Here is a 23,302-nt window from a genome sequence, read left to right as displayed (position 1 = left end):
GTCCAGGGCGACGACGCGGGTCTCGCCCTCCCCGTAGACCTTGTTCAGGCCGGTGGCGCGGGCGGCCGCCCGGCCGGTGCGGACGGCGGTTGCGGTCGACGAGGTCACGGGGTGCTCCTTGCGGGTAGCGGATTCGTACCTCCATGCTCCGCCGCGTGATCATGGTCTATCGTCGCTCCGCCGGACGGTTGGCCCGACCGCCCCTGGGCGTACGGGTGTCCGACACTCTCCTCCTGCGGTATGACACCGACCCTGAGGGCGGGGTGATGGCCTGAACCGGTGTGCTCCGTGGCCGGATCTCGAACTGTTCGTCAGATGGCAAGGAAACATGACAACTTCCCGGGCTGGGAACATGCGAAAGGGTGAGCCGGGCGACTAGGCTCAGGGGTGGTTCGCAGGACGCCCGGATGGTGGAACGCAGACACGGGCAGCTTAAAACTGCTTGGCCGCGAGGCCGTGCCGGTTCGAGTCCGGCTCCGGGCACCGCTCGACGCGCGGGGGCGCCGCCGGCGTCCCCGCCGAGCGTCCTCCCGATGGATCATCCTCGCGGCGTATCCCGATATTTTTGCCAAGCCATTACCCTGGGTCCGGGGCGGTGCAGTGCCGCCACGGAGGGAATGAGCAATGAGAAGCAGCAACCCGGTCTTCTCGCGGGAGGGTTCCTTCACCCGCGAGTCCGGCTACGCGGGGTTCGGGCCCACCGCGCAGGCCGGGGGTCCGTACGGCAACAACCCCTACGCGAGCGGCCCCTACGCCCAGCAGCAGCCGGGCCAGGCCCCGCTGAGCGACGAGCAGCTGTACGCGATGTACAACGGCCCGTCCGCCGGCCCGCTGGCCACCGGGCGGATGACGCTCGACGACGTGGTCGCGCGCACCGCCATGACGCTGCTGACCCTGGTCGCCGCCGGTGCGGTGGCCTGGTTCGCGCTGCCGTTCGAGAACTTCGGCGTCGCGATCGGCGCCAGCCTGGTGGCCATGGTCGTTGGCCTGGTCGTCTCCTTCAAGCGGAGCGTCAGCCCGCCGCTGATCCTGCTGTACGCGGCCCTGGAGGGCTTCGCGCTCGGCGCCGTCACGCACGCCCTCGACGTCAAGTTGCCGGGCATCGCGATCCAGGCGGTGCTGGGCACGGCGGCGGTCTTCGCGGCGATGCTGTTCGCCTACAAGAGCGGGAGGATCCGGGTCACCCCGAAGTACACCCGGATCGGCATCGCGATCGCCATGGGCTTCGTGCTGCTCATGCTGGTCAACGTGATCGCGCTGGCCTTCGGCGCCGACCTCGGCCTGCGCTCCGGCCCGCTGGGCATCGTGGTCGGCCTGATCGGCATCGGCCTCGGCGCCTTCTTCCTCTCGCTGGACTTCGCGGCCATCGAGGAGGCCATCGCGCAGGGCGCTCCGCAGAAGGAGGCCTGGCGGGCCGCCTTCGGGCTCACCCTCTCGCTGGTCTGGATCTACGTCGAGATGCTGCGCCTGATCGCCATCCTGCGCGGCGACGACTGATCGACGACCCCGGCGGGGGATCCCGCCACCCACTGCCGCCGGGCCCCGGAGCACACCGCTCCGGGGCCCGGCGGCGTTCGGGGCCCTTAGGGCGTGTCTTTCGCCCTAGGCTTCTCGGTATGCATGACGTACAGCCCCTGGTCGAAGCCGTCGACTCCCTGGCGGATCGTTTCCGCTCGCTGCCGCAGAGCAAGCTGCTGGGCGCCGTGCCCGGACACGCGTCGCGGGCGGCGGCCGTGCTGGCGCTGGCGCGCCGGCTGGCGGCGCTGGGCGGTGCCACGGAGGGCGGGCCGGAGCGGGACTTCCCGGACGCGGGCCCGTTCGCGGTGGGGGACCAGCTGGCCGTCGCCGGGCACGACCTGGCGCTCGCGCTCGCGGCCCTGCCGGAGGACGCCGAGGTGGCGCTGCCGCGGCAACTCGGCGGCCCCGCGCGGGTGTCCGAGGTGCTGGCCGGGGCGGTCGAGGCGGTCGGCGAGACGGCGGCGCTCTGCGCGTAGGCGCCTCCCGGGCGCGCGCGAATGCCGAAGGCCGCCCGGGTCGGTAACCCCGCTGACCCGGGCGGCCTTCGGCGACGTGCTTCGACGCGCGGTGAGCGGGTGTCAGATGCTGGCGACCACCCGGTCGGCGAGGACGTAGACGGCCTCCTCGTCGGTGGAGAACGTCAGCGAGTACGAGCCGGAGAAGCGCGAGCCCCCCAGCAGCCGGACGTGCTCGCCGGCCCGGACCGCGTCGATCAGCCGGTAGGCGGCCTCCCGGTCGCCCGGGGCCACGCACAGCGTGGTGCCGTCGGCGAAGGCGTACACGTCCAGCGTGCCCAGCGGGCCCGGGCGCACGTCGATCAGGGCGACGCCCTCGTCGGCGAGGGTGGCCAGCCGGGTGTCGGTCCACTCGCGGGACGGCGCCTGGCTGGGCACGAAGTCGGGGTGCGAGGGGTGGCGGCGGGGGTCCGGCGCGGCGACCGGGGCCTCCTCGACGGCCGGTTCGGCGTCCAGCAGTCCGGCCTCCAGGCCGGTGGCGATCAGGTCGGCCTCGCGGCGGGCGCGGGCGTCACCGGAGGCCTCGGCGCCGGCCGGGTGCCCGGGGCGCAGCGGCGCGCCGCCGTCGGTGCCGGGCTCGGCCGGGGCGGTGCCGCCCTCGGTGATCAGGTCCTCCAGCGCGGAGCGCAGCGCCTCGCCGAACTCCGGGTCCATCGTCCCGGCGTTGTCGGCGGCGTCCTGCGGGCCGGTGGGGCGGGGGAAGAAGAGCGGCCACTCGTCGGTGCCGGAGAAGGCGCCGGTGAAGGGCGAGTCGAACAGTGGCGCGTCCTCGGCCGCGCGGGCCTCCTGCTCGGCCCAGAACGCCCGGGCCTCGGTGATCTCCCGCTCGCGGTCGGCGGCGAGCGCCTCGGTCACGGCCCGGCGTATCGCGGCCTCGTCGACCGCGGCCGGCGCGGCCTGGGCCGCGGCCTGTGCGTCCAGCCGGCGGGAGAGCCCGCGCAGGTGGATCAGCACGGCGGCCGACACGGTGATCAGGATCAGCAGCAGGATGGTGTAGACGGCGCTCACGGAACGTACTCCTAGCGAGGAGCGGAACGGGGTTACCTCTCCACACTGCCGCATGTGGGGGTGTGACCGCAGTGGCGAATGTCTAATTCGTCCCGGACTTTCGCCCTTGTCCCCAAATTGTTAAGTAGTACCGTTCTACGCTGCGGAGTTGATCCGCTCCGCAGTGTCGATTTCCGGGTCGGAAACGAACCGGAAGAGGGCCGGATCGACCTCGCGGTGTGATCCGGCCCTCAATTACTGTGCGTCACTCCAAATGGGTGGTCCAGACCCTTCCGGGGGTGCGGCGGACGGCAGTTGGAGGTCGGCGGGGGTCAGCTGAGGCGCTCGATGACCATCGCCATGCCCTGGCCGCCGCCGACGCACATGGTCTCCAGGCCGAACTGCTTGTCGTGCCACTGCAGGGAGTTGATCAGCGTGGTGGTGATCCGGGCGCCGGTCATGCCGAAGGGGTGGCCGACCGCGATCCCGCCGCCGTTGACGTTCAGGCGGTCCAGGTCGATGCCGAGGTCCCGGTAGGACGGGATGACCTGGGCGGCGAAGGCCTCGTTGATCTCGACCAGGTCGATGTCGCCGATGCTCAGGCCGGCCCGCTGCAGCGCCTGCTTGGAGGCCTCGACCGGGCCGTAGCCCATGATCTCGGGGGAGAGGGCGCTGACGCCGGTGGAGACGACGCGGGCGAGCGGGGTGATGCCGAGTTCGCGGGCCTTGGTGTCGGACATGATCACCAGCGCGGCGGCGCCGTCGTTCAGCGGGCAGCAGTTACCGGCGGTCACCGTGCCGTCGGGGCGGAACACCGGCTTCAGGCCGGACACGCCCTCCAGCGTGACGCCGGCGCGCGGGCCGTCGTCCGTGCTGACCACGGTGCCGTCCGGGAGCGTCACCGGGGTGATCTCGCGCTCCCAGAAGCCCGCCTTGATCGCGGCCTCGGCGAGGTTCTGCGAGCGCACGCCGAACTCGTCCTGCTCGGCGCGGGTGATGCCCTTGAGCGCGGCCAGGTTCTCGGCGGTCTGGCCCATCGCGATGTAGGCGTCCGGCAGCAGGCCGTCCTCGCGCGGGTCGTGCCACTCGCCGCCACCCTCCTCGGCGCGCTTGGCGGTGCGGGCCTGGGCCTCGTCGAAGAGCGGGTTCATGGTGCCGGGCATGCCGTCCGAGGTGCCCTTGACGCTGCGCGAGACGGTCTCGACGCCCGCCGAGATGAAGACGTCGCCCTCGCCGGCCTTGATCGCGTGCAGCGCCATGCGGGTGGTCTGCAGCGAGGACGAGCAGTAGCGGGTGATCGTCGCGCCGGGCAGGTAGTCCATGCCCATCTGGACGGCCACGATGCGGGCCAGGTTGTGGCCCTGCTCGCCGCCGGGCAGGCCGCAGCCGAGCATCAGGTCGTCGATGTCGCGCGGGTCCAGCTGCGGCACCTTGGCCAGCGCGGCCTGGATGACGTGGGCGGTCAGGTCGTCCGGGCGGACGTCCTTGAGCGAGCCCTTGAACGCCCGGCCGATCGGCGAACGGGTGGCGCTGACGATGACGGCTTCGGGCATGACGGGCTCCTCGCTGGCTTGACGGCGGACTGGCGTCCGGGAGGAAAGTTACCGCCTGGTAGGTCAGGCGTCACCAGCACCGGCGTGTGAGCTGGCCGACGTGTCCCCGGGAGCGGCGGGAGGCTCCCCGGGCAGCCCGGCACCCGGTGCGCCGACCGCCCACGCGCCCGGCAGGCCGCCCCGCAGGCGGTTGCGCAGCAGCGCCCACCGGCGGGTCGCGCCCTCGGCCTCCACCGCCGCCACCTCGGTGCCCGCCCGGCCCGCCGCGGCCGCCGCGGCCATCGCCACCGGCAGCACCGTCTCGGCCCGCCCCGGACCGGCCGGGTGCTCCTCGTCCGGCCACAGGCCCAGCGTGGCGCAGACCGACGGCAGGACGGCCATCGCGGCCGTCGCGTAGCCCTGGGCGGACGGGTGGTAGCGGTCGGCCGCGAACATCTCGGGCCGCGCGGCGAACTCCGGCCCCAGCAGCGAGCCCAGCGACACCGTCCGGCCCCCGGCCTCCACCACGGCGATGGTCTGGGCCGCGGCCAGCTGCCGGCTCAGCCGGCGGGCCACCCAGCGCAGCGGCGGGCGCACCGGCTTGATCGTCCCGAGGTCGGGGCAGGTGCCGACCACCACCTCGCAGCCGTTCGCCCGCAGCGCCGCGACGGCCTCGCCGAGCTGGCGGACGGCGAGCTGGGCCGGGCTGTGGCGGGTCACGTCGTTCGCGCCGACCATGATCACGGCGACGTCGGGGCGGTGCGGCAGCGCCTGCTCCAGCTGGCCCGAGAGATCGGCGGACCGGCCGCCGGAGCGGGCCGCGTTCACCAGCCGGACCGGGCGCTCGGCGACCGAGGCGAGACCGGCCGCGAGCAGCGCCCCCGGGGTGTCGCGGGAGCGCAGCACGCCGAGGCCGGCGCCGGTGGAGTCGCCGAAGACGGCGAGCACGAGCGGCGGCTGCGGTCCGGTGGCGGCGTCCGCGAAGGCCTCGCCGTAGACGCCGTCGGCCTTCGGCGGGTCGCCTTCGAGGATGCCGATGGCCTGGATGGCGAGTCTGCCCTCGGTCAGCAGCAGCCCCACCAGGCCGACCCCGAGCAGACCGAGGCCGCCGCCGCCGTACGCCGCGGCGGTGGCGATCCGACGGGCCACCCGGGCCCGAGAAACCTGTGCCCCTGGCATCCGGTGCCCCCTTCGCGTCCTCGTGCCGCCCCCTCCAGGGGCCACGAAATGTCTGCACGGCGTTCTTACCCGGTTGGGGGGTGCGGCTACCGGCGGCGTGGGCCGATCGGTGGGGGCGCGGCGGCCGCCGGCGGCGGGAGGGGAGGTGGGCCATTGGGGGCGGTGTGCACGAGGGGAGGGCCGGTGCGCCTGGCACGGCCTAGGCTTTGCCCTACCGAAAGCACTCGCATGCCCATAGACCGGGAGGACCCCCGTGCGGTACCACAACTCGATCATCGACCTGGTCGGCAACACGCCGCTGGTCAAGCTGAACAAGGTCACCGAGGGCATCAGCGCGACGGTGCTGGCGAAGGTCGAGTACTTCAACCCCGGCGGCTCGGTCAAGGACCGCATCGCGATGCGCATGATCGAGGCCGCCGAGGCCTCGGGCGCCCTGAAGCCGGGCGGCACGATCGTCGAGCCGACCTCCGGCAACACCGGTGTCGGTCTGGCGATCGTGGCCCAGCAGAAGGGCTACAAGTGCATCTTCGTCTGCCCCGACAAGGTGTCCACGGACAAGATCAACACCCTGCGCGCCTACGGCGCCGAGGTGGTCGTCTGTCCGACCGCCGTCGCCCCGGAGCACCCGGACTCCTACTACAACGTCTCCGACCGCCTGGTCCGCGAGACCCCGAACGCCTGGAAGCCGGACCAGTACTCCAACCCGGACAACCCGGCCTCGCACTACCACTCCACCGGCCCGGAGCTGTGGGAGCAGACCGACGGGAAGATCACCCACTTCGTCGCGGGCGTCGGCACCGGCGGCACCATCTCCGGCACCGGCAACTACCTGAAGGAGGTGTCCGGCGGCAAGGTCAAGGTGGTCGGCGCCGACCCGGAGGGCTCGGTCTACTCGGGCGGCACCGGCCGGCCGTACCTGGTCGAGGGCGTCGGTGAGGACTTCTGGCCCACCGCCTACGACCGCAGCGTCGCGGACGAGATCGTCGCCGTGTCCGACAAGGACTCCTTCCAGATGACCCGCCGCCTCGCCAAGGAGGAGGGCCTGCTGGTCGGCGGCTCCTGCGGCATGGCCGTGGTCGCCGCACTGGAGGTCGCCAAGAAGCTCGGGCCGGACGACGTCGTCGTGGTGCTGCTGCCGGACGGCGGCCGCGGCTACCTGTCGAAGATCTTCAACGACGACTGGATGGCCGACTACGGCTTCCTGCCCTCGGCCACCGACGAGGCCCACATCGGCGAGGTGCTGGCCCGCAAGGAGAGCATCGAGCAGGGCGGCGTCCCGCAGTTCGTCCACATGCACCCGAACGAGACGGTCGCCGAGGCGGTCCGGGTGCTGCGCGAGTACGGCGTCTCGCAGATGCCGGTGGTCTCCCCTGGCGCCGGCCACCCGGACATCATGGCCGGCGAGGTGATCGGCTCGGTCGTGGAGAAGCTGCTGCTGGAGGGCATCTTCGCGAAGGAGATCGAGCTCACCGACGCGCTGGACAAGGTGATGTCCAAGCCGCTGCCGGTGGTCGGCTCGGGCGAGACGGTCACCAACCTGATGACCGTCCTGGAGAAGGCCGACGCCGCGGTGGTGCTGGTCGAGGGCAAGCCGCAGGGCATCGTCACCCGGCAGGACCTGCTCGGCTTCCTGACCGGTCGCGCCGCGCACTGACGCTCCGGCGCGCCCGGGCACCGGTGGCGCGCTGACGCGCGGTCACCGGGCCGCGCCCGCCGGACGGATGTGCAGGATTCGTCCACGGGCGAAGTGGTACACCGGCGTCACCTCCCCGCATCACGCGGTTAACAACGCTCCGGCATGGTTGTGTCAACGGCAACAAGCCGAGCGAGGCGACAGTGACCGTCCGGGAGCGGCTCCCCGGTGGTCGCGGTCGGCTCCGGACACGTCGGGCGGCCCTGACTCGGCCGGCCGTGTCCGCTCTCCCCGACCGCTTCGCGGAGGGAGGGGCACCGCTGCGGGAGGCGCCGTCGTCCCGCCCCTGTCCGGCTCCGGCCGGTCGACAGGGTGAGCGGCGGCTCCCGCAGCCGCCACCGCGCCGGTCGGCGCGACTCCGTGGCTCCCGGGTGGGGGAGCCCAGGCGGAGTGCGGTCGGGGCCGGTCCTTCTCCGAGGGACCGGCCCTTCCCGTACGCTCGCACGCATGACCAGCACTGAAACGACCGGCCAGGACGCACCGCGCTACGTCCGGCTCAAGATCGAACTGATCGCGGAGATCACCGACGAGGGCGCCCTCAAGGCGGCGGCCCTGGAGCAGGTGGCCGGCGACGACTACCTCGACGACGAGGAGCGCGCGCAGTCCGTCGAGGCCATCGAGGTGGACCCGTCGGGCTCGCTCGCCCACTTCATCGACCCGGTGGCGCTGCTCGGCGACGTGCCGGGCGTCGAGCTCGCCTCGGCGACCTGGGAGTCGGCCCAGACCGAGTTCGACCCGGACAACGAGGAGTGGGACGAGTACGCGGTGGAGGAGTCCGCCGAGTAGTCGTCGAGGACCACGGCTGCGGAAACGCCCGGCCCGCGCACGCGGGGGCCGGGCGTTTTGGCTCCGCACGGAGGCCGGCTGGGTCATCTCATAGGATCGCTTACCCTTCGGTGGTGGAACCGTGAACGGGCATATTGCGTTTCTGTATCCGTAATGCCCGGGATGATCAGCAGGGAGAACGCGACGTGACGGCACGCGACGGTCAGGGCCGGTCGGCCGGGGGCAACTGGAGCCGGCGCGGTGTACTCGCGGGCCTCATCGGGGCACCCGTCCTCCTGCTCGCGGCCTGCAACGACACCAAGAGCGCCGACGCGGGCGGTTCCGGCGGTGCCGGCGGCGCCGGCGGCTCCGGGGGCGGCACCCCGGGTTCCGGCGGGAGCGGTGCGCCGAAGACCTCGACCGCCGTGATCACCGTCAGCCCGGCCGACGGCACCACCGCGGCCAGCTTCAGCGACCCGGTCAAGGTCACCGTCGCCAACGGCACCCTCGGCACCGTCAAGGTCACCGACTCCACCGGCAAGGAGCTGGCCGGCCAGCTCGCCTCCGACGGCACCGGCTGGACCTCCGCCACCGCGCCGGTCAGCGGGACCAAGTACACCGTCGCCGCCACCGCCACCGACAAGGACAAGCTGGAGGCGGACGCCAACGCCGTCTTCACCACCGCCACCCCGGCGAACACCTTCGTGGGGTACTTCACCCCCGAGGACGGCTCGGTCGTCGGCGTCGGCATGCCCGTCTCGATCAACTTCAGCAAGCCGGTCACCGACAAGAAGGCCGTCCAGCAGGCGATCACCGTGGTCGCCGCGCCCGGCGTCGAGATCGTCGGCCACTGGTTCTCCAGCACCCGCCTCGACTTCCGTCCGCAGGAGTACTGGGCCAAGGGCACCAAGGTGACCGTCCAGCTGCGGCTCAAGGACGTCCAGGGCGCCAAGGGCGTGTACGGCACCCAGTCCAAGGACGTGAGCTTCACCATCGGCCGCGCGCAGACGAGCGTCGCCGACCTCTCCACCAAGAAGCTCACCGTCACCACGGACGGCCAGGTCAGCGCCGTCTACAAGATCTCCGGCGGCGCGCCCGACCACACGACGTGGGGCGGCAAGATGGTCATCTCGGAGCAGTACACGCAGACCCGGATGAACTCGCAGACCGTCAACCTCGGCAGCGAGTACGACATCGCCGACGTGCCGCACGCCCAGCGCCTCACCACCTCCGGCACCTTCATCCACGGCAACTACTGGTCCCCGTCGTCGATCTTCGGCGGCCAGAACACCAGCCACGGCTGCGTCGGCCTCCAGGACGCCAAGGGCGCGGCCGACGGCGGCACGGACGGCTACAAGTTCTACAAGTCCTCGATGATCGGCGACGTCGTCGAGGTCGTGAACTCCGGCGACAAGACGGTCGCCCCGGACAACGGCCTCAACGGCTGGAACATGGCCTGGGCCGACTGGAAGGCCGGCAGCGCGGTCTGATCCGCGCCACCCGGGCACACCCGTTCCGGAATTCCTCCTCGGGCGGACCGAACCTCGCGGTCCGCCCGAGGAGTCAGACGGGTGTGAAACGCGAGCAGAGACAGCGACAGGACGCCGAGTTCAGCGCGTTCGTCGCCGGCAACGGCCGCCAGCTGCTGAGGCTGGCCGAGCTGCTGACCGGCGACCCCCACCGGGCCCACGACATCGTGCAGTCGGCGCTGGAACGCGCCTACCTGCACTGGCACCGGATCACCGGCGACGACCCCACCGCGTACGTCCGCCGGATCGTCGTCAACCAGCACCGCGACTGGTGGCGCCGGCTGCGCAACCGCGAGCTGCCCACCGACCGCACTCCGGACCGGCCGCTGGCCGAGGACCTCGCCGAACGGCAGGCCCAGCGGGAGCTGCTGAACCGGGCCCTGGGCACGCTCACCCGCAGGGAGCGGGCGGTCGTCGTGCTCCGGTACTACGGGGACCTCACCGAGGGCGCGATCGCGGCCGAACTGGGCATCGCCCGGGGCACGGTGAAGAGCACGCTGCACCGGGCGCTGTCGAAGCTGCGCGCACTGCCCGAACTCGCCGACCGCTCCGGCGGACCGGCGGGCCTCCCGACGCACATCGAGGTGACGGTATGAGCTTCGAGGACAGACTCGGAGAGCTGCTCAGGAACGAGGACCCGGACGCGGCCGGGCCGGACCCGGCACCGGTCATCGCCGCCGCGCTCCGCCGCCGCGCCAGGCGCAGGGCGGGGACCGGGGCGGCCGTCCTGGCGGTGGCCCTCGTCTGCGGGACGGCGGCGGTCACGGCGGGGAACACCGGGCCGGCCGGCCCCGCGAGCGCGGCGGGGGCGACCCCGTCGGCCGGCGGGCCGACGCTCGCACCGGCCACCCCGGGCCCGACGGCCGCGGCGGGCCCGGTGGAGCTGCCGTCCCCGGTGGTGAAGCAGGTCGCCCCGGGGGAGCCGGTGCAGGTCGCCGCCGACTTCCGGATCTCGGTGACCAGAACCGAGCGCTGTGACGAACTGGCCGACGCGGACGGGAAGTTCGTCGCCGCGCCGGTCTGCCGGGACGCCACGGGCGACAACCTCTCGCACGACGGGCCGGTCGTCTACTGCCAGATGAGCTCCACGCTCCAGCGCGACGTCGAGCCCTGCATGTACCTGGGGCCGGCTCCGGCGAAGATCGTCAAGTTCGTGGCAGGCGTGCCCGTCCCCGCGACCCTGGTCGTCACTCCGGGCATGGAGGGCTGGACGGCCTTCTACTTCACCGGTCCCAGCTCGATCCCGCGGAAGCTGCCGGGGGCGCCGCGGGTGCCGACCGACCCGATCGGGGTCTACGACGCCCAGGGCCGGCTGCTGGCCTCGTCCGACGGCACGGCGCCGGACGGGTCCCCGCTGCACGTACCGGCCGTGCGTTGAGGCGTGCGTTGAGGCGTGTGCTGAGGCGTGCGCCGAGCGAGCCCGGGTGGGTCAGCGCTTGGCGTAGTCGGCGAAGCCCTGCCAGTCGACGATCACGCAGGGGTCCTCGCCCAGGATCCAGGCGTCGTGGCCGGGCGGGCAGATCATGAAGTCGCCGGGGCCGAAGTCGGCCTGTTCGCCGTCGTCCATGACGATCCGCATGCGGCCGGACACCACGTAGCCGAGGTGGGCGGCCTGGCAGCTGTCGGTCTTGGCGATCGGCTTCACGTGCTTGGACCACTGCCAGCCGGGCTGGAACACGGCCCGGCCCACCGGGCCGGCGTCCAGGTTGACCAGCCGCAGCTCGCCCGAGCCCTCCTCGAAGGGGCGGATCTCCTCGGGATCGTCGAAGTTCTTCCTGACCAGACCGGACATGGCAGGCTCCTCTCCCCGCGGGACGGCCCGGCCGCCGGACAGGTGGCCGGGCCGTCCCTGCTGGCCATTCCAGTCTGCGCCCGGGCCGGGGCCCGGTCACCTCGGGTGGCCGGGCCCCGGGACCGTCGCCGGGCCGTCAGCCCTCGGTGCGGGCCACACCGATCGGGCAGGAGGCGCCGGTGCCGCCGAGGCCGCAGTAGCCGTTGGGGTTCTTGGCGTCGGAGAGGTACTGCTGGTGGTACGGCTCGGCCGGGTAGAACGGGCCGGCCGGGGCGATCTCGGTGGTGACCGGGCCGAGGCCGAGCGCCGTCAGGGCCGGCTGGAAGGCGTCCCTGGTGGCCGTCGCGGCGGCGGCCTGGGCGGGGGAGTGGGTGTAGACGGCGGAGCGGTACTGGGTGCCGACGTCGTTGCCCTGGCGGTTGCCCTGGGTCGGGTCGTGCGCCTCCCAGAAGGTCTTCAGCAGCCGCTCGTAGGAGACCACCGCCGGGTCGAACACCACCCGGACCGCCTCGGTGTGCCCGGTCAGCCCGCTGCACACCTCGTCGTACGTCGGGTTCGGCGTGTGGCCGCCCTGGTAGCCGACCAGCGTCGTCCAGACGCCGGGCACCCGCCAGAACGTGCGCTCGGCGCCCCAGAAGCAGCCCAGCCCGAAGTCGGCGACCTCCAGACCCTCCGGGTACGGGCCGGCCAGCGGGTTCCCGAGGACGGTGTGCGGCTCGCGCAGGGCGAAGGCCGGCGACTCCCGGCCGGGCAGGGCCTGGGCGGCCGGGACGAGCGAGGTCTTGTGGCGGTTGAACAGCACGGCCTGCTCCATCGGGGTAGGGAGGGTTGCGCAGGGTTCAACGCGGGGAGGCGCCGCCCCATTCCGTCCCGCCATTCCGTCCCGCCATTCCGGCGGGCGCCCGGGCGAACGGCCACTACGCTCGACCTATGACCGAGCACCAGCTTCCCCAGGGCTTCGAGACCCTCGCCATCCACGCGGGTCAGGAGGCAGACCCCCAGACCGGGGCCGTCGTCACGCCGATCTACCAGGTGTCCACCTACAAGCAGGACGGGGTGGGCGGCCTGCGGGGCGGTTACGAGTACAGCCGCAGCGCCAACCCGACCCGCACGGCGCTGGAGGAGTGCCTCGCGGCGCTGGAGGGCGGCGCCCGCGGCCTCGCCTTCGCCTCCGGCCTCGCCGCCGAGGACACCCTCCTGCGCACCATCCTCAAGCCGGGCGACCACATCGTGATCCCCAACGACGCCTACGGCGGCACCTTCCGGCTGTTCGCCAAGGTGCTGACCCGCTGGGGCGTCGAGTTCTCCGTCGCCAACACCCAGGACCTGGCCACCGTCCGCGCCGCGCTGCGGCCCAACACCCGCGCGGTCTGGGTGGAGACCCCGTCCAACCCGCTGCTGGGCATCACCGACCTGGCTGCGCTCGCCGAGATCGCGCACGGCCACGGCGCGCTGCTGGTGGTCGACAACACCTTCGCCAGCCCGTACCTGCAGCAGCCGATCTCGCTCGGCGCGGACGCGGTCGTGCACTCCACCACCAAGTACATGGGCGGCCACTCGGACGTCGTCGGCGGTGCGCTGGTGCTGGCCGACGCGGCCCTCGGCGAGGAGGTGGCCTACCACCAGAACGCGATGGGCGCCGTCTCCGGGCCGTTCGACGCCTGGCTGGTGCTGCGCGGCATCAAGACGCTGGGCGTCCGGATGGACCGCCACAGCGCCAACGCCGAGCGGGTCGCCGAGCTGCTGGCGAGCCACCCCAAGGTCAGCGAGGTGCTGTACCCGGGCCTGCCCGAGCACCCCGGCCACGACATCGCGGCCAAGCAGATGAAGGCCTTCGGCGGCATGGTGTCGTTCCGGGTCGCGGGCGGCGAGGAGGCGGCGGTCGAGGTCTGCAACCGGGCGCGGCTGTTCACCCTCGGCGAGTCGCTCGGCGGCGTGGAGTCGCTGATCGAGCACCCGGGCCGGATGACCCACGCCTCCGCGGCCGGCTCGCCGCTGGAGGTCCCGGCCGACCTGGTCCGGGTGTCCGTCGGCATCGAGTCGATCGACGACCTGCTGGCCGACCTCAAGCAGGCGCTCGGCTAAGGGCGCTCACTCGCCGGCCAAGGCGCCCGAGGGCGTCGCCGCTACGGCTGGTGGCCGTGCCGGTCCGCGGTGTAGGACTCCATCGCGAGGTTGAAGCGGGCCAGCAGCGCGCAGAACGCGTGCTGTTCCTCCGGGTGCCAGCCGGCCACCAGGCGGCGGGTCAACTCGGCTCTGCCGTCGCGGACTTCGCACAGCCGGTGGGCACCGAGCGGGGTCAGCGCGAGGCGCACGGCGCGACGGTCGGCCGGGTCCTGGACCCGGCCGACCAGCCCGGCCGCCACCAGCGGGGCGACCTGGCGGGTCACCGTGGAGGAGTCCACGCCGAGCGCGTCGGCCAGTGCCTTGACGTTGGCCGGCCCGTGCCGCTCCAGGCGGTCGAGCAGCAGGTAGGCGGCCCGGTCCAGCGCGCCGAGGCCGTCGGAGGTCCGGACCTGTTCCATCCGGCGGGCGAACACCGCCAGCTGGTACTGGAGTTGGCTGTGCACGGGGTCGGTGCGGTCGGTGGCCTGGGGCGAGGTCGTCGTCATCGCGGCTCACGATCGTCGTGCGGTGAGGGAGGCTCAGAAGCAGCAGATTACGCGGGCGGGGCTGGCCCGGGAACAGTCCCGGCATGCCGGATTGCCGGTCGCCGCCGCCGTAGGCTGGCGGTATGCGCAACCTGCCGATCACCCTCGACGACGTCCGCGGGGCCCAGAAGATGCTGGCCGGGGTCGCCCGGGTGACCCCGATGGAGGGCAGCCGCCACCTGTCGTCGCTGATCGGCGCGCCGGTCCACCTGAAGTGCGAGAACCTCCAGCGCACCGGCTCGTTCAAGCTGCGCGGGGCGTACGTGCGGATCGCGGGACTCACGCCGGTGCAGCGGGCCGGCGGAGTGGTCGCGGCGAGCGCCGGGAACCACGCCCAGGGGGTGGCGCTGGCGGCCTCGCTCCTGGGCGTCCGCTCGACCGTCTTCATGCCGGTGGCCGCGCCGCTGCCGAAGGTGGCGGCGACCCGCGACTACGGCGCCGAGGTCCGGCTGCACGGCAGCACGGTGGACGAGGCGCTGCAGGCCGCGCAGCAGTACTCGGAGACGACCGGCGCGGTCTTCATCCACCCCTTCGACCACTGGGACGTGGTCACCGGCCAGGCCACCGTGGGCCTGGAGATCCTGGAGCAGTGCCCCGAGGTGCGGACCATCCTGGTCGGCGTGGGCGGCGGCGGGCTGCTGGCCGGGATCGCGGCGGCGGTCAAGCCGCTGCGGCCGGACGTGCGGGTGGTCGGCGTGCAGGCGGCGGGCGCCGCCGCGTACCCGCCCTCGCTGGCCGCCGGGCGGCCGGTGTCGCTGGAGCGCTTCGCCACGATGGCGGACGGGATCATGGTCGGCCGCCCGGGGGACATCCCGTTCGAGGTGGTCAACATGCTGGCGGACGGGATCCGGACGGTCTCCGAGGACGCGCTGTCGCGGGCGCTGCTGCTCGGCCTGGAGCGGCTGAAGCTCGTCGTCGAACCGGCCGGGGCGGCCCCGATCGCGGCGCTGCTGGAGCAGCCGGGCACCTTCGACGGCCCGGTGGTGGCCGTCCTGTCGGGCGGCAACATCGACCCGCAGCTGATGCAGCGGGTGCTGCGGCACGGGCTGGCGGCGGCCGGGCGCTACCTGTCGCTGCGGGTGCGCCTCGCCGACAAGCCGGGCGCGCTGGCGGACCTGCTGGGCGTCCTGACCAGGGTGGACGCGAACGTGCTGGACGTCGCGCACGTGCGGACCGACCCGCGGCTCGGGCTGACGGAGGTCGAGGTCGACCTGCACCTGGAGACCAAGGGGCCGGAGCACTGCGCGGTGGTGGTCGGCGAGCTGCGGGACGCGGGGTACGTCGTCGGCGCCTGAGGGTGCTCCGGCGGCCGCGGGGGCGGGTCTTTGAAATCCCTTGACGCGATATATCGTGAGCTGCCAGACTCGCGATACATCGCGTTCCCTGTCCATGGGCGAAAACCGAGTCGCCCGCGTTGCCGCACTCGGGGCACAGTGGGACAGATCGCCCATTTCGTCCGAGGAGATGAGGCAGGCCATGGCGCCAGCCATCCAAGCCGAGAACCTGGTGAAGACCTTCGGCGACGTACGAGCCCTCGACGGCGTCAGCCTGGACGTCCCCGAGGGCACGGTGCTCGGGCTGCTCGGCCCCAACGGCGCCGGCAAGACGACCACCGTGCGCGTCCTCACCACCCTGCTGCAACCGGATTCCGGGCGGGCCGTGGTCGCCGGGGTCGACGTGCTCAAGCACCCCAACCGGGTCCGCAGCCTGATCGGCCTCTCCGGTCAGTACGCCGCCGTCGACGAGTACCTGACCGGCTTCGAGAACCTCCAGATGGTCGGCGAGCTCTACCAGATGACGGCGCGTGACGCGAAGGCCCGCGCGCTGGAGCTCCTGGAGTGGTTCAACCTCACCGAGGCCAAGGACCGCACCGCCAAGACGTACTCGGGCGGCATGCGCCGGCGCCTCGACCTCGCCGCCGCGCTGGTCGTCCGGCCGCCGGTGATGTTCCTCGACGAGCCGACCACCGGCCTCGACCCGCGCAACCGGCTCGCGCTCTGGGAAGTCATCGAGACCCTGGTCGAGCAGGGCACCACGCTGCTGCTCACCACCCAGTACCTGGAGGAGGCCGACCGCCTCGCCCACGACATCGCCGTGGTCGACCACGGCCGGGTGATCGCCCGCGGCACCGCCGACCAGCTCAAGGCGCAGATCGGCGGCGAGCGCATCGAGGTCGTCGTGCACCGCGCCGACGACGTCCCCGCGGCGGTCGCGGCGCTGTCCGGCTACGCGCTCGGCGAGCCCGCGGTCGAGCGCAACACCCGGAGGATCACCGTCCCGGTCAGCGGCGGCGCCCGGGTCCTCGCGGACGCGATCCGCGAGCTCGACGCCCGCTCGATCGAGATCGACGACATCGGCCTGCGCCGCCCGACCCTGGACGACGTCTTCCTGACGCTCACCGGGCACGTCGCCGAGTCCGCGGACGACGAGAACGGCGCGGGCGCCAAGGGCCGCGGCAAGGGCGGGCGCGGCAAGGGCGGGGCCGACGGGGCCGGCGGGGACGGCGGCGAGGGCCGGGACGAGCAGGCCGTCGCGGCCGGAACGGAGCGCTGAGATGACGACCGCCACCGAGCACGCGATCGGCGGGGCGGTGCCCCGCCAGCGCCGGGGGCTCTCCGCGACCCTGCACGACTCCTGGGTCGTCGCCAAGCGCAACCTGCGCCGGATGTCGCGGATCCCGGAGATCGTGGTCTTCGGGCTCATGCAGCCCGTCATGTTCGTGCTGCTGTTCTCCTACGTCATGGGCGGCGCGATCCAGATCCCCGGGACGCAGGCCAGCTCCAACTCCTACATCCAGTTCCTGATGGCCGGCATCTTCGCCCAGACCGTCACGTTCGCGACCGCCGGGGCCTCGGCCGGCATCGCGGAGGACATGACCAAGGGCCTGGTGGACCGGTTCCGCTCGCTGCCGATGGCCCGCTCGGCGGTGCTGGTCGGGCGCACCCTGGCCGACCTGGTCCAGACGGCGTTCACCGTGATCGTGCTGGCCCTGGTCGCGCTGGCGGTCGGCTGGCGGATCCACGACGGGATCCTGAAGGCGCTCGGCGCGTTCGTGCTGCTGCTCCTGCTCGGCTACGCCTTCTCGTGGATCGGCGCGCTGATCGGCCTGTCGGTGCGCAGCCCGGAGGCGGCCACCTCGGCCGGTCTGATCTGGCTGTTCCCGCTGACCTTCGTGTCCAACGCGTTCGTGCCGGTCAGCTCGATGCCGGGCTGGCTGCAGGGCGTCGCGTACTGGAACCCGTTCAGCGCCACCGTGCAGGCCTGCCGGGACCTCTTCGGCAACCAGGTCGGGCCGGTGGACAGCGCCTGGCCGATGCAGCACGCGGCGCTGGTGTCGCTGGCCTGGTCGGTGCTGATCACGGCGGTGTTCTCGTGGCTGTCGGTGCGCAAGTACCGCTCGGCCGCGGGCTGATCGCCGTCCGGACGTGCCGAAGGGCGGCCGCGGAGCTCCGCGGCCGCCCTTCGCCGTGCTGTATTCCGGGGGGTGTGAACCGGGGTGGATCAGCCGGCGTGCGGCGTGACCTTGAGGATCTTCACCATGGCGGGCCGGCCGTTGGGCAGCTCGTAGGTGGCCTCGTCGCCGATCTGCTTGCCGTCGATCGCGCGGCCCAGCGGGGACTGCGGCGAGTACACGTCCAGGTCGCCGGAGCTGGCCACCTCGCGCGAGGCGAGCAGGAACTCCATGGTGTCGTCCTCGTCGCCGTCGAAGGCGATCGTGACGATCATGCCCGGGGCCACCACGCCCGAGTCCGCGGGGGCCTCGCCGACCTTGGCGCGCTCCAGGAGCTGGGTGAGCTGGCGGATGCGCAGCTCGTACTTGCCCTGCTCCTCCTTGGCGGCGTGGTAACCGGCGTTCTCCTTGAGGTCGCCCTCCTCGCGCGCCGCCTCGATCTTCTGGGCGATCTCGATGCGCCAGGGTCCGGTCAGGTGATCCAGCTCGGCCTTGAGCTGGTCGTAGCCGGCCTGAGTGAGCCAGGTCACGTTCTCACTGGTCTGGGTCACAGGTGCTCCTCGTAGGTGCTGGGGCTGTGCTGAGGGTGTGAGTCGTCAGCAGGGGGTTGGTGGTGATATCGGTCTCAACTACAAAGCAACGCCCGCTCCCGTACCATCCGGTGCGGAAGGGGCGAAACCACGAGCCTAACAAGTCCTGCCGACAAGCGGGATAGTCGTTTGCGCGCCATTGACGGCGGCGTTGCGCCAAGGTGTACAGCGAGCGGTGCGGGCCCCTGTCTGGATGCCCGTTCGCGAGATCGAATATGCGCGGGTTGCCGGGCGCGGCGCCACCGGATACCCGGCGGTTCGCGGGTCACTTGGCGGGCGTGCAGCCCAGGAGCTCGGCGGTGGTGCCCCGGGCGGTGGTGCGCAGGCTGACCACGGCGTCGTAGCCGGAGCCCGCGGCGGGGACGGGGAAGTCGGCCAGGCCGACCACGGAGCCGTCGGAGCCCTGCGAGCGGACGGTGCAGCTGCCGGCCGTCCCGTCGCCCTTGCTCACCGAGAGGTGCAGCTGCACCTCGGAGTCCGACACCACCTGGAAGGTCGGCACCGAACCGTTGATCGCCGTCTCGCGGAGCAGGTACGAGCCGCCCAGCCAGGCGATCACGCCGAGGCCCAGCACGCCGCAGACCGCGCCGACGACCTTCAGGCGGCGGTCCGCCTCACGGTCGGCGCTCTTGCCGTAGCGCCCCTCGGGCAGCTTGGCGGTGGTGGTGTCTGCGGTCATCGGGACGAGTCCTCTCCGGGGAAGGGCCGCGCGGGTGGTGCGGGGGAATGCGACGCTCCTCCAGTCCGTCACTATAGGAGGGGCACGCCCGCGGCCGATGCGGCGGGGCGGGGCCCGGCCGTGCCGGTGGACGTCCGGCCGCCCGGTCCCGCGGTGACACGGTCCCTGAGTGTGCGGCTCGGACGACGGGCGGGCCGGCTTCGCGCCGGCGCCCGGACCATATGGAAGGAACGCAAGGCGTTGACTGAGCAGTTGCGACTGATGGCGGTGCACGCCCACCCGGACGACGAGTCCAGCAAGGGCGCGGCCACCATGGCCATGTACGTCGACCAGGGGGTGGACGTGCTCGTGGCCACCTGCACCGGGGGAGAGCGCGGGTCGGTCCTCAACCCCAAGCTCCAGGGGGACCCGTACGTCGAGGAGAACATCCACGAGGTCCGGCGCAAGGAGATGGACGCCGCGCGGGCGATCCTCGGCGTGCGGCAGGCCTGGCTGGGCTTCGTCGACTCCGGCCTGCCCGAGGGGGACCCGCTGCCCCCGCTGCCCGAGGGCTGCTTCGCCCTGCAGGACGTGGAGGAAGCGGCCGAGCCGCTGGTCCGGCTCATCCGCGAGTTCCGCCCGCAGGTCATCACGACCTACGACGAGAACGGCGGCTACCCGCACCCCGACCACATCATGACCCACAAGATCACGATGGCGGCCTTCGACGCCGCCGGGGACCCGGACGCCTACCCGGAGGCCGGCGAGCCCTGGCAGCCGCTGAAGCTGTACTACAACCACGGCTTCCCGATGGACCGCATCCGCGCGCTGCACGCCCACCTCACCGAGCAGGGCCGCGAGTCGCCCTACGGCGAGTGGATCGCGAACTGGGAGAAGAGCGGCCGCAAGGAGCGCGAGATCACCACCCGGGTGCGCTGCGACGACTGGTTCGAGACCCGCGACCGCGCGCTGATCGCCCACGCCACCCAGATCGACCCGGACGGCCCGTGGTTCCGCGTCCCGCTGGAGGTCCAGCGCGAGGTGTGGCCCACCGAGGACTACGAGCTCGCCCGTACCCTGATCGACGTGGACCTGCCGGAGGACGACCTGTTCGCCGGCCTGCGCACCCCCACCCTGGCGGCCGAGGCCGCCGACACGCGCGACTGAACCACCCCCCGATGGCCCGGCTCGCCGTGAGCCGGGCCACCATAGAGATATGAGCGCCCCCGTGAACCTCGTCCACCTCGCCGCCGACCTCGCCGTCGACGACGCCAAGGTCACCCCCGGTCTCCTCGGCTTCGTCGTCTTCGCCGCCCTCGGCGTGGCCACCTGGTTCCTGGCCAAGTCGATGAACCGGCAGTTCAAGAAGGTCAACTTCGCCGAGGACCCGGAGTCCCCGAAGGAGTGAGCCCCGGGCCCCCGTCCGGGCGCCGATGCGCGAGGATGGGGCCATGCCGAACCGTCTCGCGGACGCGACCTCGCCCTACCTCCTGCAGCACGCCGACAACCCGGTGGACTGGTGGCCGTGGAGCCCGGAGGCCTTCGAGGAGGCGCGCCGGCGCGGCGTGCCCGTGCTTCTGTCCGTCGGGTACGCGGCGTGCCACTGGTGCCACGTCATGGCGCACGAGTCGTTCGAGGACGAGGACGTCGCCGGGTACCTCAACGAGCGGTTCGTCGCCGTCAAGGTCGACCGCGAGGAGCGGCCGGACGTCGACGCCGTCTACATGGAGGCCGTCCAGGCGGCCACCGGGCAGGGCGGCTGGCCGATGACGGTGTTCCTGACGCCGGACAAGGAGCCGTTCTACTTCGGTACGTACTTCCCGCCGCAGCCCCGGCACGGCATGCCGTCCTTCCGGCAGGTGCTGGCGGGCGTCGAGGCCGCCTGGCGGGACCGGCGCGAGGAGGTCGGCGAGGTGGCCGGGCGGATCCGGGCCGACCTCGCCGAGCGGGCCTCGGTGTACTCGGCCGGTGCGCACCACCCGCCCGCGGCGGCCGACCTGCACCAGGCGCTGGTCACCCTCGGCCGCGACTTCGACGAGCGGCGGGGCGGCTTCGGCGGCGCGCCCAAGTTCCCGCCGGCCATGGTGATCGAGTACCTGCTGCGCCACCACGCCCGCACCGGCTCGCAGGCGGCGCTGGAGATGGCCGTGCGCACCGGCGAGGCGATGGCCCGCGGCGGCATCCACGACCAGCTCGGCGGCGGCTTCGCCCGGTATGCGGTGGACGCCGGGTGGGTCGTGCCGCACTTCGAGAAGATGCTGTACGACAACGCGCTCCTGCTGCGCGCCTACCTGCACCTGTGGCGCGCCACCGGGTCCCCGCTGGCGCGCCGGGTGGCGCTGTCGACGGCGGACTTCCTGCTGCGCGAACTGCGCACGCCCGAGGGCGCGTTCGCCTCCGCGCTGGACGCCGACAGCCTCGACGGGGAGACCGGCGCCTCCGCCGAGGGCGCGTACTACGTGTGGGAGCCGGGCCAGCTGGTGGACCTCCTCGGCCCGGCCGACGCCGCCACCGCCGCCCGGCTGTTCTCGGTGACCGCGGACGGCACGTTCGAGCACGGCACCTCCGTCCTCCAGCTCCTCGCCGACCCCGAGGACTTCGACGAGTTCGAGACCATCAGGGAGCGGCTGCTCGCGGCCCGTGCCGAGCGGCCGGCCCCCGCCCGCGACGACAAGGTCGTCGCCGCGTGGAACGGCCTCGCGATCGCCGCGCTCGCCGAGACCGGCGCCCTCCTCGACCGGCCCGACCTCGTCGAGGCCGCCGAGCGCGCCGCCGACCTGCTGCTCGCCGTCCACCTCACCCCCGACGGGCGACTGCTGCGCACCTCCAGGGACGGCCGGGCCGGTGCCAACGCGGGCGTGCTGGAGGACTACGCGGACATCGCCGAGGGCTTCCTCGCGCTGTACGCCGTCACCGGCGGGGCGGAGTGGCTCCAGCTGGCGGGCGGGCTCCTCGACACCGTGCTCAAGCACTTCACCGACGAGGCGTCCGGCGCGCTCTACGACACCGCCGACGACGCCGAGGAGCTGATCCGCCGCCCGCAGGACCCGACCGACAACGCGACCCCGTCCGGCTGGACGGCCGCCGCCGGCGCCCTGCTCACGTACGCCGCCTACACCGGCTCGGCCCGCCACCGCACCGCCGCCGAACGGGCGCTCGGCATCGTCGGCGCGCTCGCCGCCCGGGCGCCGCGCTTCATCGGCTGGGGCCTCGCCGTCGCGGAGGCGCTGCTCGACGGGCCGCGCGAGGTCGCCGTCGTCGGCCCCGCGGACGACCCGGCGACGGCCGCGCTGCGGCGGGCGGCGCTGCTGGCCACCGCGCCGGGGGCGGTCGTGGCGGTCGGGGCGCCGGCGACCGGCGACACCGAGGTGCCGCTGCTGGCCGACCGGCCGCTGGTGGGCGGGGCGCCCGCCGCGTACGTCTGCCGGCACTTCGCGTGCGACGCGCCGACCACGGACGCGGCGGTGCTGGGCGAGCGGCTGGGCGTGGCCGTCGAGTAGCCGCGGGCGGCGCGCGGCGGCCGGTTAATCGGTGGTGGCGGTGTCCGGGGCGGCGCGAGAATGGCGCATGGCCTGGACCCTGAGCAGTTCCCTCGACGACTTCCGCGAGCGGGCGGGCGGCTTCCTCGCCGCGCACCCGGCCGAGAACACCGTCCTGCTCACGGTCGTACACCGGCTCGCCGAGTCGGGGCCGCAGGTCTTCGGGCAGCGGCCGCCGGCCTTCGGGTGGTGGACCGCGGCCCCGGGCGGCCCGGTCCTGGGCGCCTTCCTGCAGACGCCGCCGTACGAGCCCCGGCTCGGCCGCATGCCGGCCGACGCGGCGGCCGAGCTCGCCGCCGAACTCGCCTCCGCCGGGCCGGAGTTCGCGGAGGTCGACGGCGTGTCCGGCGGGGTGGGCGCGGTCCGTGCCTTCGCCGCCGCGTGGACGGCGACCAGCGGGTGCCGGCAGTCCGTCAAGGAGAACCAGCGGCTGTACCGGCTCGGCCGGCTGACCGGCCCGCCGCGCCCGCCGGCCGGCCGCCACCGGCAGGCCTCGGCGGCCGACCGGGAGCTCGTGATCCGCTGGTACGAGGAGTTCGCGGCCGAGGCCGGTGTCCTGGCGCCCGACATCCCGCGGTCCGTCGACGACCGCACCGCCGCCGGGGGCCTGCACCTCTGGGAGGACGGCGGCGAGCCGGTCGCGCTGGCCGGCAACAGCCCGGTGATCGCCGGGATGTCCCGCATCGGCCCCGTCTACACCCCCGCCGACCGGCGCGGCCGCGGCTACGCGAGCGCCGTCACGGCCGCCGCCACGGCGCACGCCCTCGCCGAGGGCGCCGCGCAGGTGCTGCTCTACACCGACCTGGCCAACCCGGTCAGCAACTCGATCTACCGGCAGATCGGGTACCGGCCGGTGGAGGACTGCCTGGGGGTGGCCTTCACGCGGTAGCGGCCGCGGCCCCG

At 73.2% G+C, this 23,302-nt stretch carries 23 protein-coding genes, 1 tRNA gene and 1 pseudogene; 16 read left to right on the top strand and 9 right to left on the bottom strand.

Going from position 1 to position 23,302, the window contains the following annotated elements; translation table 11 throughout:
- A pseudogene (locus ACFVU9_RS23040) lies at positions 1 to 108 on the bottom strand (ABC transporter ATP-binding protein); the annotation flags it as partial.
- Between the two features lie 293 nt (positions 109 to 401).
- Between ACFVU9_RS23040 and ACFVU9_RS23035 the strand changes: the two are divergent.
- The 3 genes from ACFVU9_RS23035 (at position 402) to ACFVU9_RS23025 (ending at position 1,994) form a co-directional block, all read left to right on the top strand.
- Positions 402 to 483: transfer RNA gene (locus ACFVU9_RS23035), tRNA-Leu, on the top strand.
- Positions 484 to 624: 141 nt separating this feature from the next.
- On the top strand, positions 625 to 1,497 hold the full coding sequence (locus ACFVU9_RS23030) for a Bax inhibitor-1/YccA family protein (protein ID WP_380441527.1): 873 nt from the start codon (positions 625 to 627) through the stop codon (positions 1,495 to 1,497).
- A gap of 119 nt (positions 1,498 to 1,616) precedes the next feature.
- Positions 1,617 to 1,994 carry a hypothetical protein gene (locus ACFVU9_RS23025; protein ID WP_380510394.1) on the top strand — a complete coding sequence of 126 codons (378 nt, stop codon included), beginning with the start codon at positions 1,617 to 1,619 and terminating at the stop codon, positions 1,992 to 1,994.
- A gap of 102 nt (positions 1,995 to 2,096) precedes the next feature.
- Here ACFVU9_RS23025 and ACFVU9_RS23020 read toward each other — a convergent pair whose 3' ends face one another.
- The 3 genes from ACFVU9_RS23020 to ACFVU9_RS23010 form a co-directional block, all read right to left on the bottom strand.
- Entirely contained in the window at positions 2,097 to 3,041 is a 945-nt protein-coding gene (locus ACFVU9_RS23020; protein WP_380497191.1) for a hypothetical protein, read from the bottom strand.
- Positions 3,042 to 3,352: 311 nt separating this feature from the next.
- Positions 3,353 to 4,573, bottom strand: a complete 1,221-nt coding sequence (locus ACFVU9_RS23015) for an acetyl-CoA C-acetyltransferase (RefSeq protein WP_380441532.1) — start codon at positions 4,571 to 4,573, stop codon at positions 3,353 to 3,355.
- A 63-nt stretch (positions 4,574 to 4,636) separates the two neighbouring features.
- Complete coding sequence (locus tag ACFVU9_RS23010; RefSeq protein ID WP_380441534.1) at positions 4,637 to 5,731, bottom strand: SGNH/GDSL hydrolase family protein; 1,095 nt, start codon at positions 5,729 to 5,731, stop codon at positions 4,637 to 4,639.
- 253 nt (positions 5,732 to 5,984) lie between these two features.
- Here ACFVU9_RS23010 and ACFVU9_RS23005 point away from each other — a divergent pair, with 253 nt between their 5' ends.
- The 5 genes from ACFVU9_RS23005 to ACFVU9_RS22985 all read left to right on the top strand — a co-directional run bounded on the left by ACFVU9_RS23005 (position 5,985) and on the right by ACFVU9_RS22985 (position 11,096).
- Positions 5,985 to 7,385: a cystathionine beta-synthase gene (locus ACFVU9_RS23005; RefSeq protein ID WP_380497195.1), complete on the top strand. Its 1,401-nt coding sequence runs from the start codon at positions 5,985 to 5,987 to the stop codon at positions 7,383 to 7,385.
- Positions 7,386 to 7,871: 486 nt separating this feature from the next.
- The gene (locus ACFVU9_RS23000; RefSeq protein WP_380441538.1) at positions 7,872 to 8,210 is read left to right on the top strand and encodes a hypothetical protein; all 339 of its coding nucleotides are present in this window, start codon (positions 7,872 to 7,874) and stop codon (positions 8,208 to 8,210) included.
- 185 nt (positions 8,211 to 8,395) lie between these two features.
- Positions 8,396 to 9,679: an Ig-like domain-containing protein gene (locus ACFVU9_RS22995; RefSeq protein ID WP_387595972.1), complete on the top strand. Its 1,284-nt coding sequence runs from the start codon at positions 8,396 to 8,398 to the stop codon at positions 9,677 to 9,679.
- Positions 9,680 to 9,762: 83 nt separating this feature from the next.
- Positions 9,763 to 10,314: a SigE family RNA polymerase sigma factor gene (locus ACFVU9_RS22990; protein ID WP_380441542.1), complete on the top strand. Its 552-nt coding sequence runs from the start codon at positions 9,763 to 9,765 to the stop codon at positions 10,312 to 10,314.
- Positions 10,311 to 11,096: a hypothetical protein gene (locus tag ACFVU9_RS22985; protein ID WP_387595969.1), complete on the top strand. Its 786-nt coding sequence runs from the start codon at positions 10,311 to 10,313 to the stop codon at positions 11,094 to 11,096. The genes ACFVU9_RS22990 and ACFVU9_RS22985 overlap by 4 nt, the downstream gene beginning before the upstream one ends.
- A gap of 51 nt (positions 11,097 to 11,147) precedes the next feature.
- On the opposite strand, the gene ACFVU9_RS22980 is transcribed toward ACFVU9_RS22985, so the two are convergent.
- Both ACFVU9_RS22980 and msrA read right to left on the bottom strand, forming a co-directional pair.
- On the bottom strand, positions 11,148 to 11,510 hold the full coding sequence (locus ACFVU9_RS22980; RefSeq protein WP_380441546.1) for a cupin domain-containing protein: 363 nt from the start codon (positions 11,508 to 11,510) through the stop codon (positions 11,148 to 11,150).
- A gap of 136 nt (positions 11,511 to 11,646) precedes the next feature.
- Positions 11,647 to 12,324: a peptide-methionine (S)-S-oxide reductase MsrA gene (gene msrA / locus ACFVU9_RS22975; RefSeq protein WP_380497198.1), complete on the bottom strand. Its 678-nt coding sequence runs from the start codon at positions 12,322 to 12,324 to the stop codon at positions 11,647 to 11,649.
- Between the two features lie 116 nt (positions 12,325 to 12,440).
- Here msrA and ACFVU9_RS22970 point away from each other — a divergent pair, with 116 nt between their 5' ends.
- On the top strand, positions 12,441 to 13,595 hold the full coding sequence (locus tag ACFVU9_RS22970) for a cystathionine gamma-synthase (protein WP_380497199.1): 1,155 nt from the start codon (positions 12,441 to 12,443) through the stop codon (positions 13,593 to 13,595).
- A gap of 41 nt (positions 13,596 to 13,636) precedes the next feature.
- On the opposite strand, the gene ACFVU9_RS22965 is transcribed toward ACFVU9_RS22970, so the two are convergent.
- Positions 13,637 to 14,122, bottom strand: a complete 486-nt coding sequence (locus ACFVU9_RS22965; protein ID WP_380441551.1) for a MarR family winged helix-turn-helix transcriptional regulator — start codon at positions 14,120 to 14,122, stop codon at positions 13,637 to 13,639.
- 122 nt (positions 14,123 to 14,244) lie between these two features.
- Here ACFVU9_RS22965 and ilvA point away from each other — a divergent pair, with 122 nt between their 5' ends.
- The 3 genes from ilvA to ACFVU9_RS22950 all read left to right on the top strand — a co-directional run bounded on the left by ilvA (position 14,245) and on the right by ACFVU9_RS22950 (position 17,573).
- Complete coding sequence (gene ilvA, locus ACFVU9_RS22960) at positions 14,245 to 15,456, top strand: threonine ammonia-lyase (protein ID WP_387595964.1); 1,212 nt, start codon at positions 14,245 to 14,247, stop codon at positions 15,454 to 15,456.
- A 181-nt stretch (positions 15,457 to 15,637) separates the two neighbouring features.
- Complete coding sequence (locus ACFVU9_RS22955) at positions 15,638 to 16,714, top strand: ATP-binding cassette domain-containing protein (protein ID WP_387595961.1); 1,077 nt, start codon at positions 15,638 to 15,640, stop codon at positions 16,712 to 16,714.
- A 1-nt stretch (position 16,715) separates the two neighbouring features.
- A complete protein-coding gene (locus tag ACFVU9_RS22950) occupies positions 16,716 to 17,573 on the top strand; it encodes an ABC transporter permease (RefSeq protein ID WP_380441557.1) in 858 nt (285 codons plus the stop codon).
- Between the two features lie 89 nt (positions 17,574 to 17,662).
- Here the strand turns inward: ACFVU9_RS22950 and greA are convergent, their stop codons facing one another.
- Together greA and ACFVU9_RS22940 are read right to left on the bottom strand one after the other, a co-directional pair.
- On the bottom strand, positions 17,663 to 18,163 hold the full coding sequence (greA, locus tag ACFVU9_RS22945) for a transcription elongation factor GreA (RefSeq protein WP_380441559.1): 501 nt from the start codon (positions 18,161 to 18,163) through the stop codon (positions 17,663 to 17,665).
- A gap of 304 nt (positions 18,164 to 18,467) precedes the next feature.
- Positions 18,468 to 18,881: a DUF4307 domain-containing protein gene (locus ACFVU9_RS22940; RefSeq protein WP_380441561.1), complete on the bottom strand. Its 414-nt coding sequence runs from the start codon at positions 18,879 to 18,881 to the stop codon at positions 18,468 to 18,470.
- A 240-nt stretch (positions 18,882 to 19,121) separates the two neighbouring features.
- Between ACFVU9_RS22940 and mca the strand changes: the two genes are divergently transcribed.
- The 4 genes from mca to ACFVU9_RS22920 all read left to right on the top strand — a co-directional run bounded on the left by mca (position 19,122) and on the right by ACFVU9_RS22920 (position 23,288).
- Entirely contained in the window at positions 19,122 to 20,027 is a 906-nt protein-coding gene (gene mca, locus ACFVU9_RS22935) for a mycothiol conjugate amidase Mca (RefSeq protein WP_380441563.1), read from the top strand.
- Between the two features lie 49 nt (positions 20,028 to 20,076).
- Complete coding sequence (locus ACFVU9_RS22930; RefSeq protein ID WP_329927391.1) at positions 20,077 to 20,268, top strand: hypothetical protein; 192 nt, start codon at positions 20,077 to 20,079, stop codon at positions 20,266 to 20,268.
- Positions 20,269 to 20,311: 43 nt separating this feature from the next.
- Positions 20,312 to 22,360, top strand: a complete 2,049-nt coding sequence (locus ACFVU9_RS22925) for a thioredoxin domain-containing protein (RefSeq protein WP_380441566.1) — start codon at positions 20,312 to 20,314, stop codon at positions 22,358 to 22,360.
- Between the two features lie 67 nt (positions 22,361 to 22,427).
- Positions 22,428 to 23,288: a GNAT family N-acetyltransferase gene (locus tag ACFVU9_RS22920; RefSeq protein WP_387595956.1), complete on the top strand. Its 861-nt coding sequence runs from the start codon at positions 22,428 to 22,430 to the stop codon at positions 23,286 to 23,288.
- Positions 23,289 to 23,302 lie beyond the last annotated feature (14 nt).

The organism is Kitasatospora sp. NPDC057936 (assembly GCF_042887525.1).
Classification (GTDB): domain Bacteria; phylum Actinomycetota; class Actinomycetes; order Streptomycetales; family Streptomycetaceae; genus Kitasatospora.
Note: the sequence above shows the minus strand (reverse complement) of the source record. Positions and strands in the feature narration are given on the sequence as shown.

What these genes read in the sequence shown, in the direction of transcription:
- ACFVU9_RS23030 (WP_380441527.1), top strand. Translation starts at nt 625, where the DNA reads ATGAGAAGCAGCAACCCGGTCTTCTCGCGGGAGGGTTCCTTCACCCGC.
- ACFVU9_RS23025 (WP_380510394.1), top strand. Translation starts at nt 1,617, where the DNA reads ATGCATGACGTACAGCCCCTGGTCGAAGCCGTCGACTCCCTGGCGGAT.
- ACFVU9_RS23015 (WP_380441532.1), bottom strand. Translation starts at nt 4,573, where the DNA reads ATGCCCGAAGCCGTCATCGTCAGCGCCACCCGTTCGCCGATCGGCCGG.
- ACFVU9_RS23010 (WP_380441534.1), bottom strand. Translation starts at nt 5,731, where the DNA reads ATGCCAGGGGCACAGGTTTCTCGGGCCCGGGTGGCCCGTCGGATCGCC.
- ACFVU9_RS23000 (WP_380441538.1), top strand. Translation starts at nt 7,872, where the DNA reads ATGACCAGCACTGAAACGACCGGCCAGGACGCACCGCGCTACGTCCGG.
- ACFVU9_RS22985 (WP_387595969.1), top strand. Translation starts at nt 10,311, where the DNA reads ATGAGCTTCGAGGACAGACTCGGAGAGCTGCTCAGGAACGAGGACCCG.
- ACFVU9_RS22980 (WP_380441546.1), bottom strand. Translation starts at nt 11,510, where the DNA reads ATGTCCGGTCTGGTCAGGAAGAACTTCGACGATCCCGAGGAGATCCGC.
- msrA (WP_380497198.1), bottom strand. Translation starts at nt 12,324, where the DNA reads ATGGAGCAGGCCGTGCTGTTCAACCGCCACAAGACCTCGCTCGTCCCG.
- ACFVU9_RS22970 (WP_380497199.1), top strand. Translation starts at nt 12,441, where the DNA reads ATGACCGAGCACCAGCTTCCCCAGGGCTTCGAGACCCTCGCCATCCAC.
- ACFVU9_RS22965 (WP_380441551.1), bottom strand. Translation starts at nt 14,122, where the DNA reads ATGACGACGACCTCGCCCCAGGCCACCGACCGCACCGACCCCGTGCAC.
- ilvA (WP_387595964.1), top strand. Translation starts at nt 14,245, where the DNA reads ATGCGCAACCTGCCGATCACCCTCGACGACGTCCGCGGGGCCCAGAAG.
- ACFVU9_RS22955 (WP_387595961.1), top strand. Translation starts at nt 15,638, where the DNA reads ATGGCGCCAGCCATCCAAGCCGAGAACCTGGTGAAGACCTTCGGCGAC.
- ACFVU9_RS22950 (WP_380441557.1), top strand. Translation starts at nt 16,716, where the DNA reads ATGACGACCGCCACCGAGCACGCGATCGGCGGGGCGGTGCCCCGCCAG.
- ACFVU9_RS22940 (WP_380441561.1), bottom strand. Translation starts at nt 18,881, where the DNA reads ATGACCGCAGACACCACCACCGCCAAGCTGCCCGAGGGGCGCTACGGC.
- ACFVU9_RS22930 (WP_329927391.1), top strand. Translation starts at nt 20,077, where the DNA reads ATGAGCGCCCCCGTGAACCTCGTCCACCTCGCCGCCGACCTCGCCGTC.
- ACFVU9_RS22925 (WP_380441566.1), top strand. Translation starts at nt 20,312, where the DNA reads ATGCCGAACCGTCTCGCGGACGCGACCTCGCCCTACCTCCTGCAGCAC.
- ACFVU9_RS22920 (WP_387595956.1), top strand. Translation starts at nt 22,428, where the DNA reads ATGGCCTGGACCCTGAGCAGTTCCCTCGACGACTTCCGCGAGCGGGCG.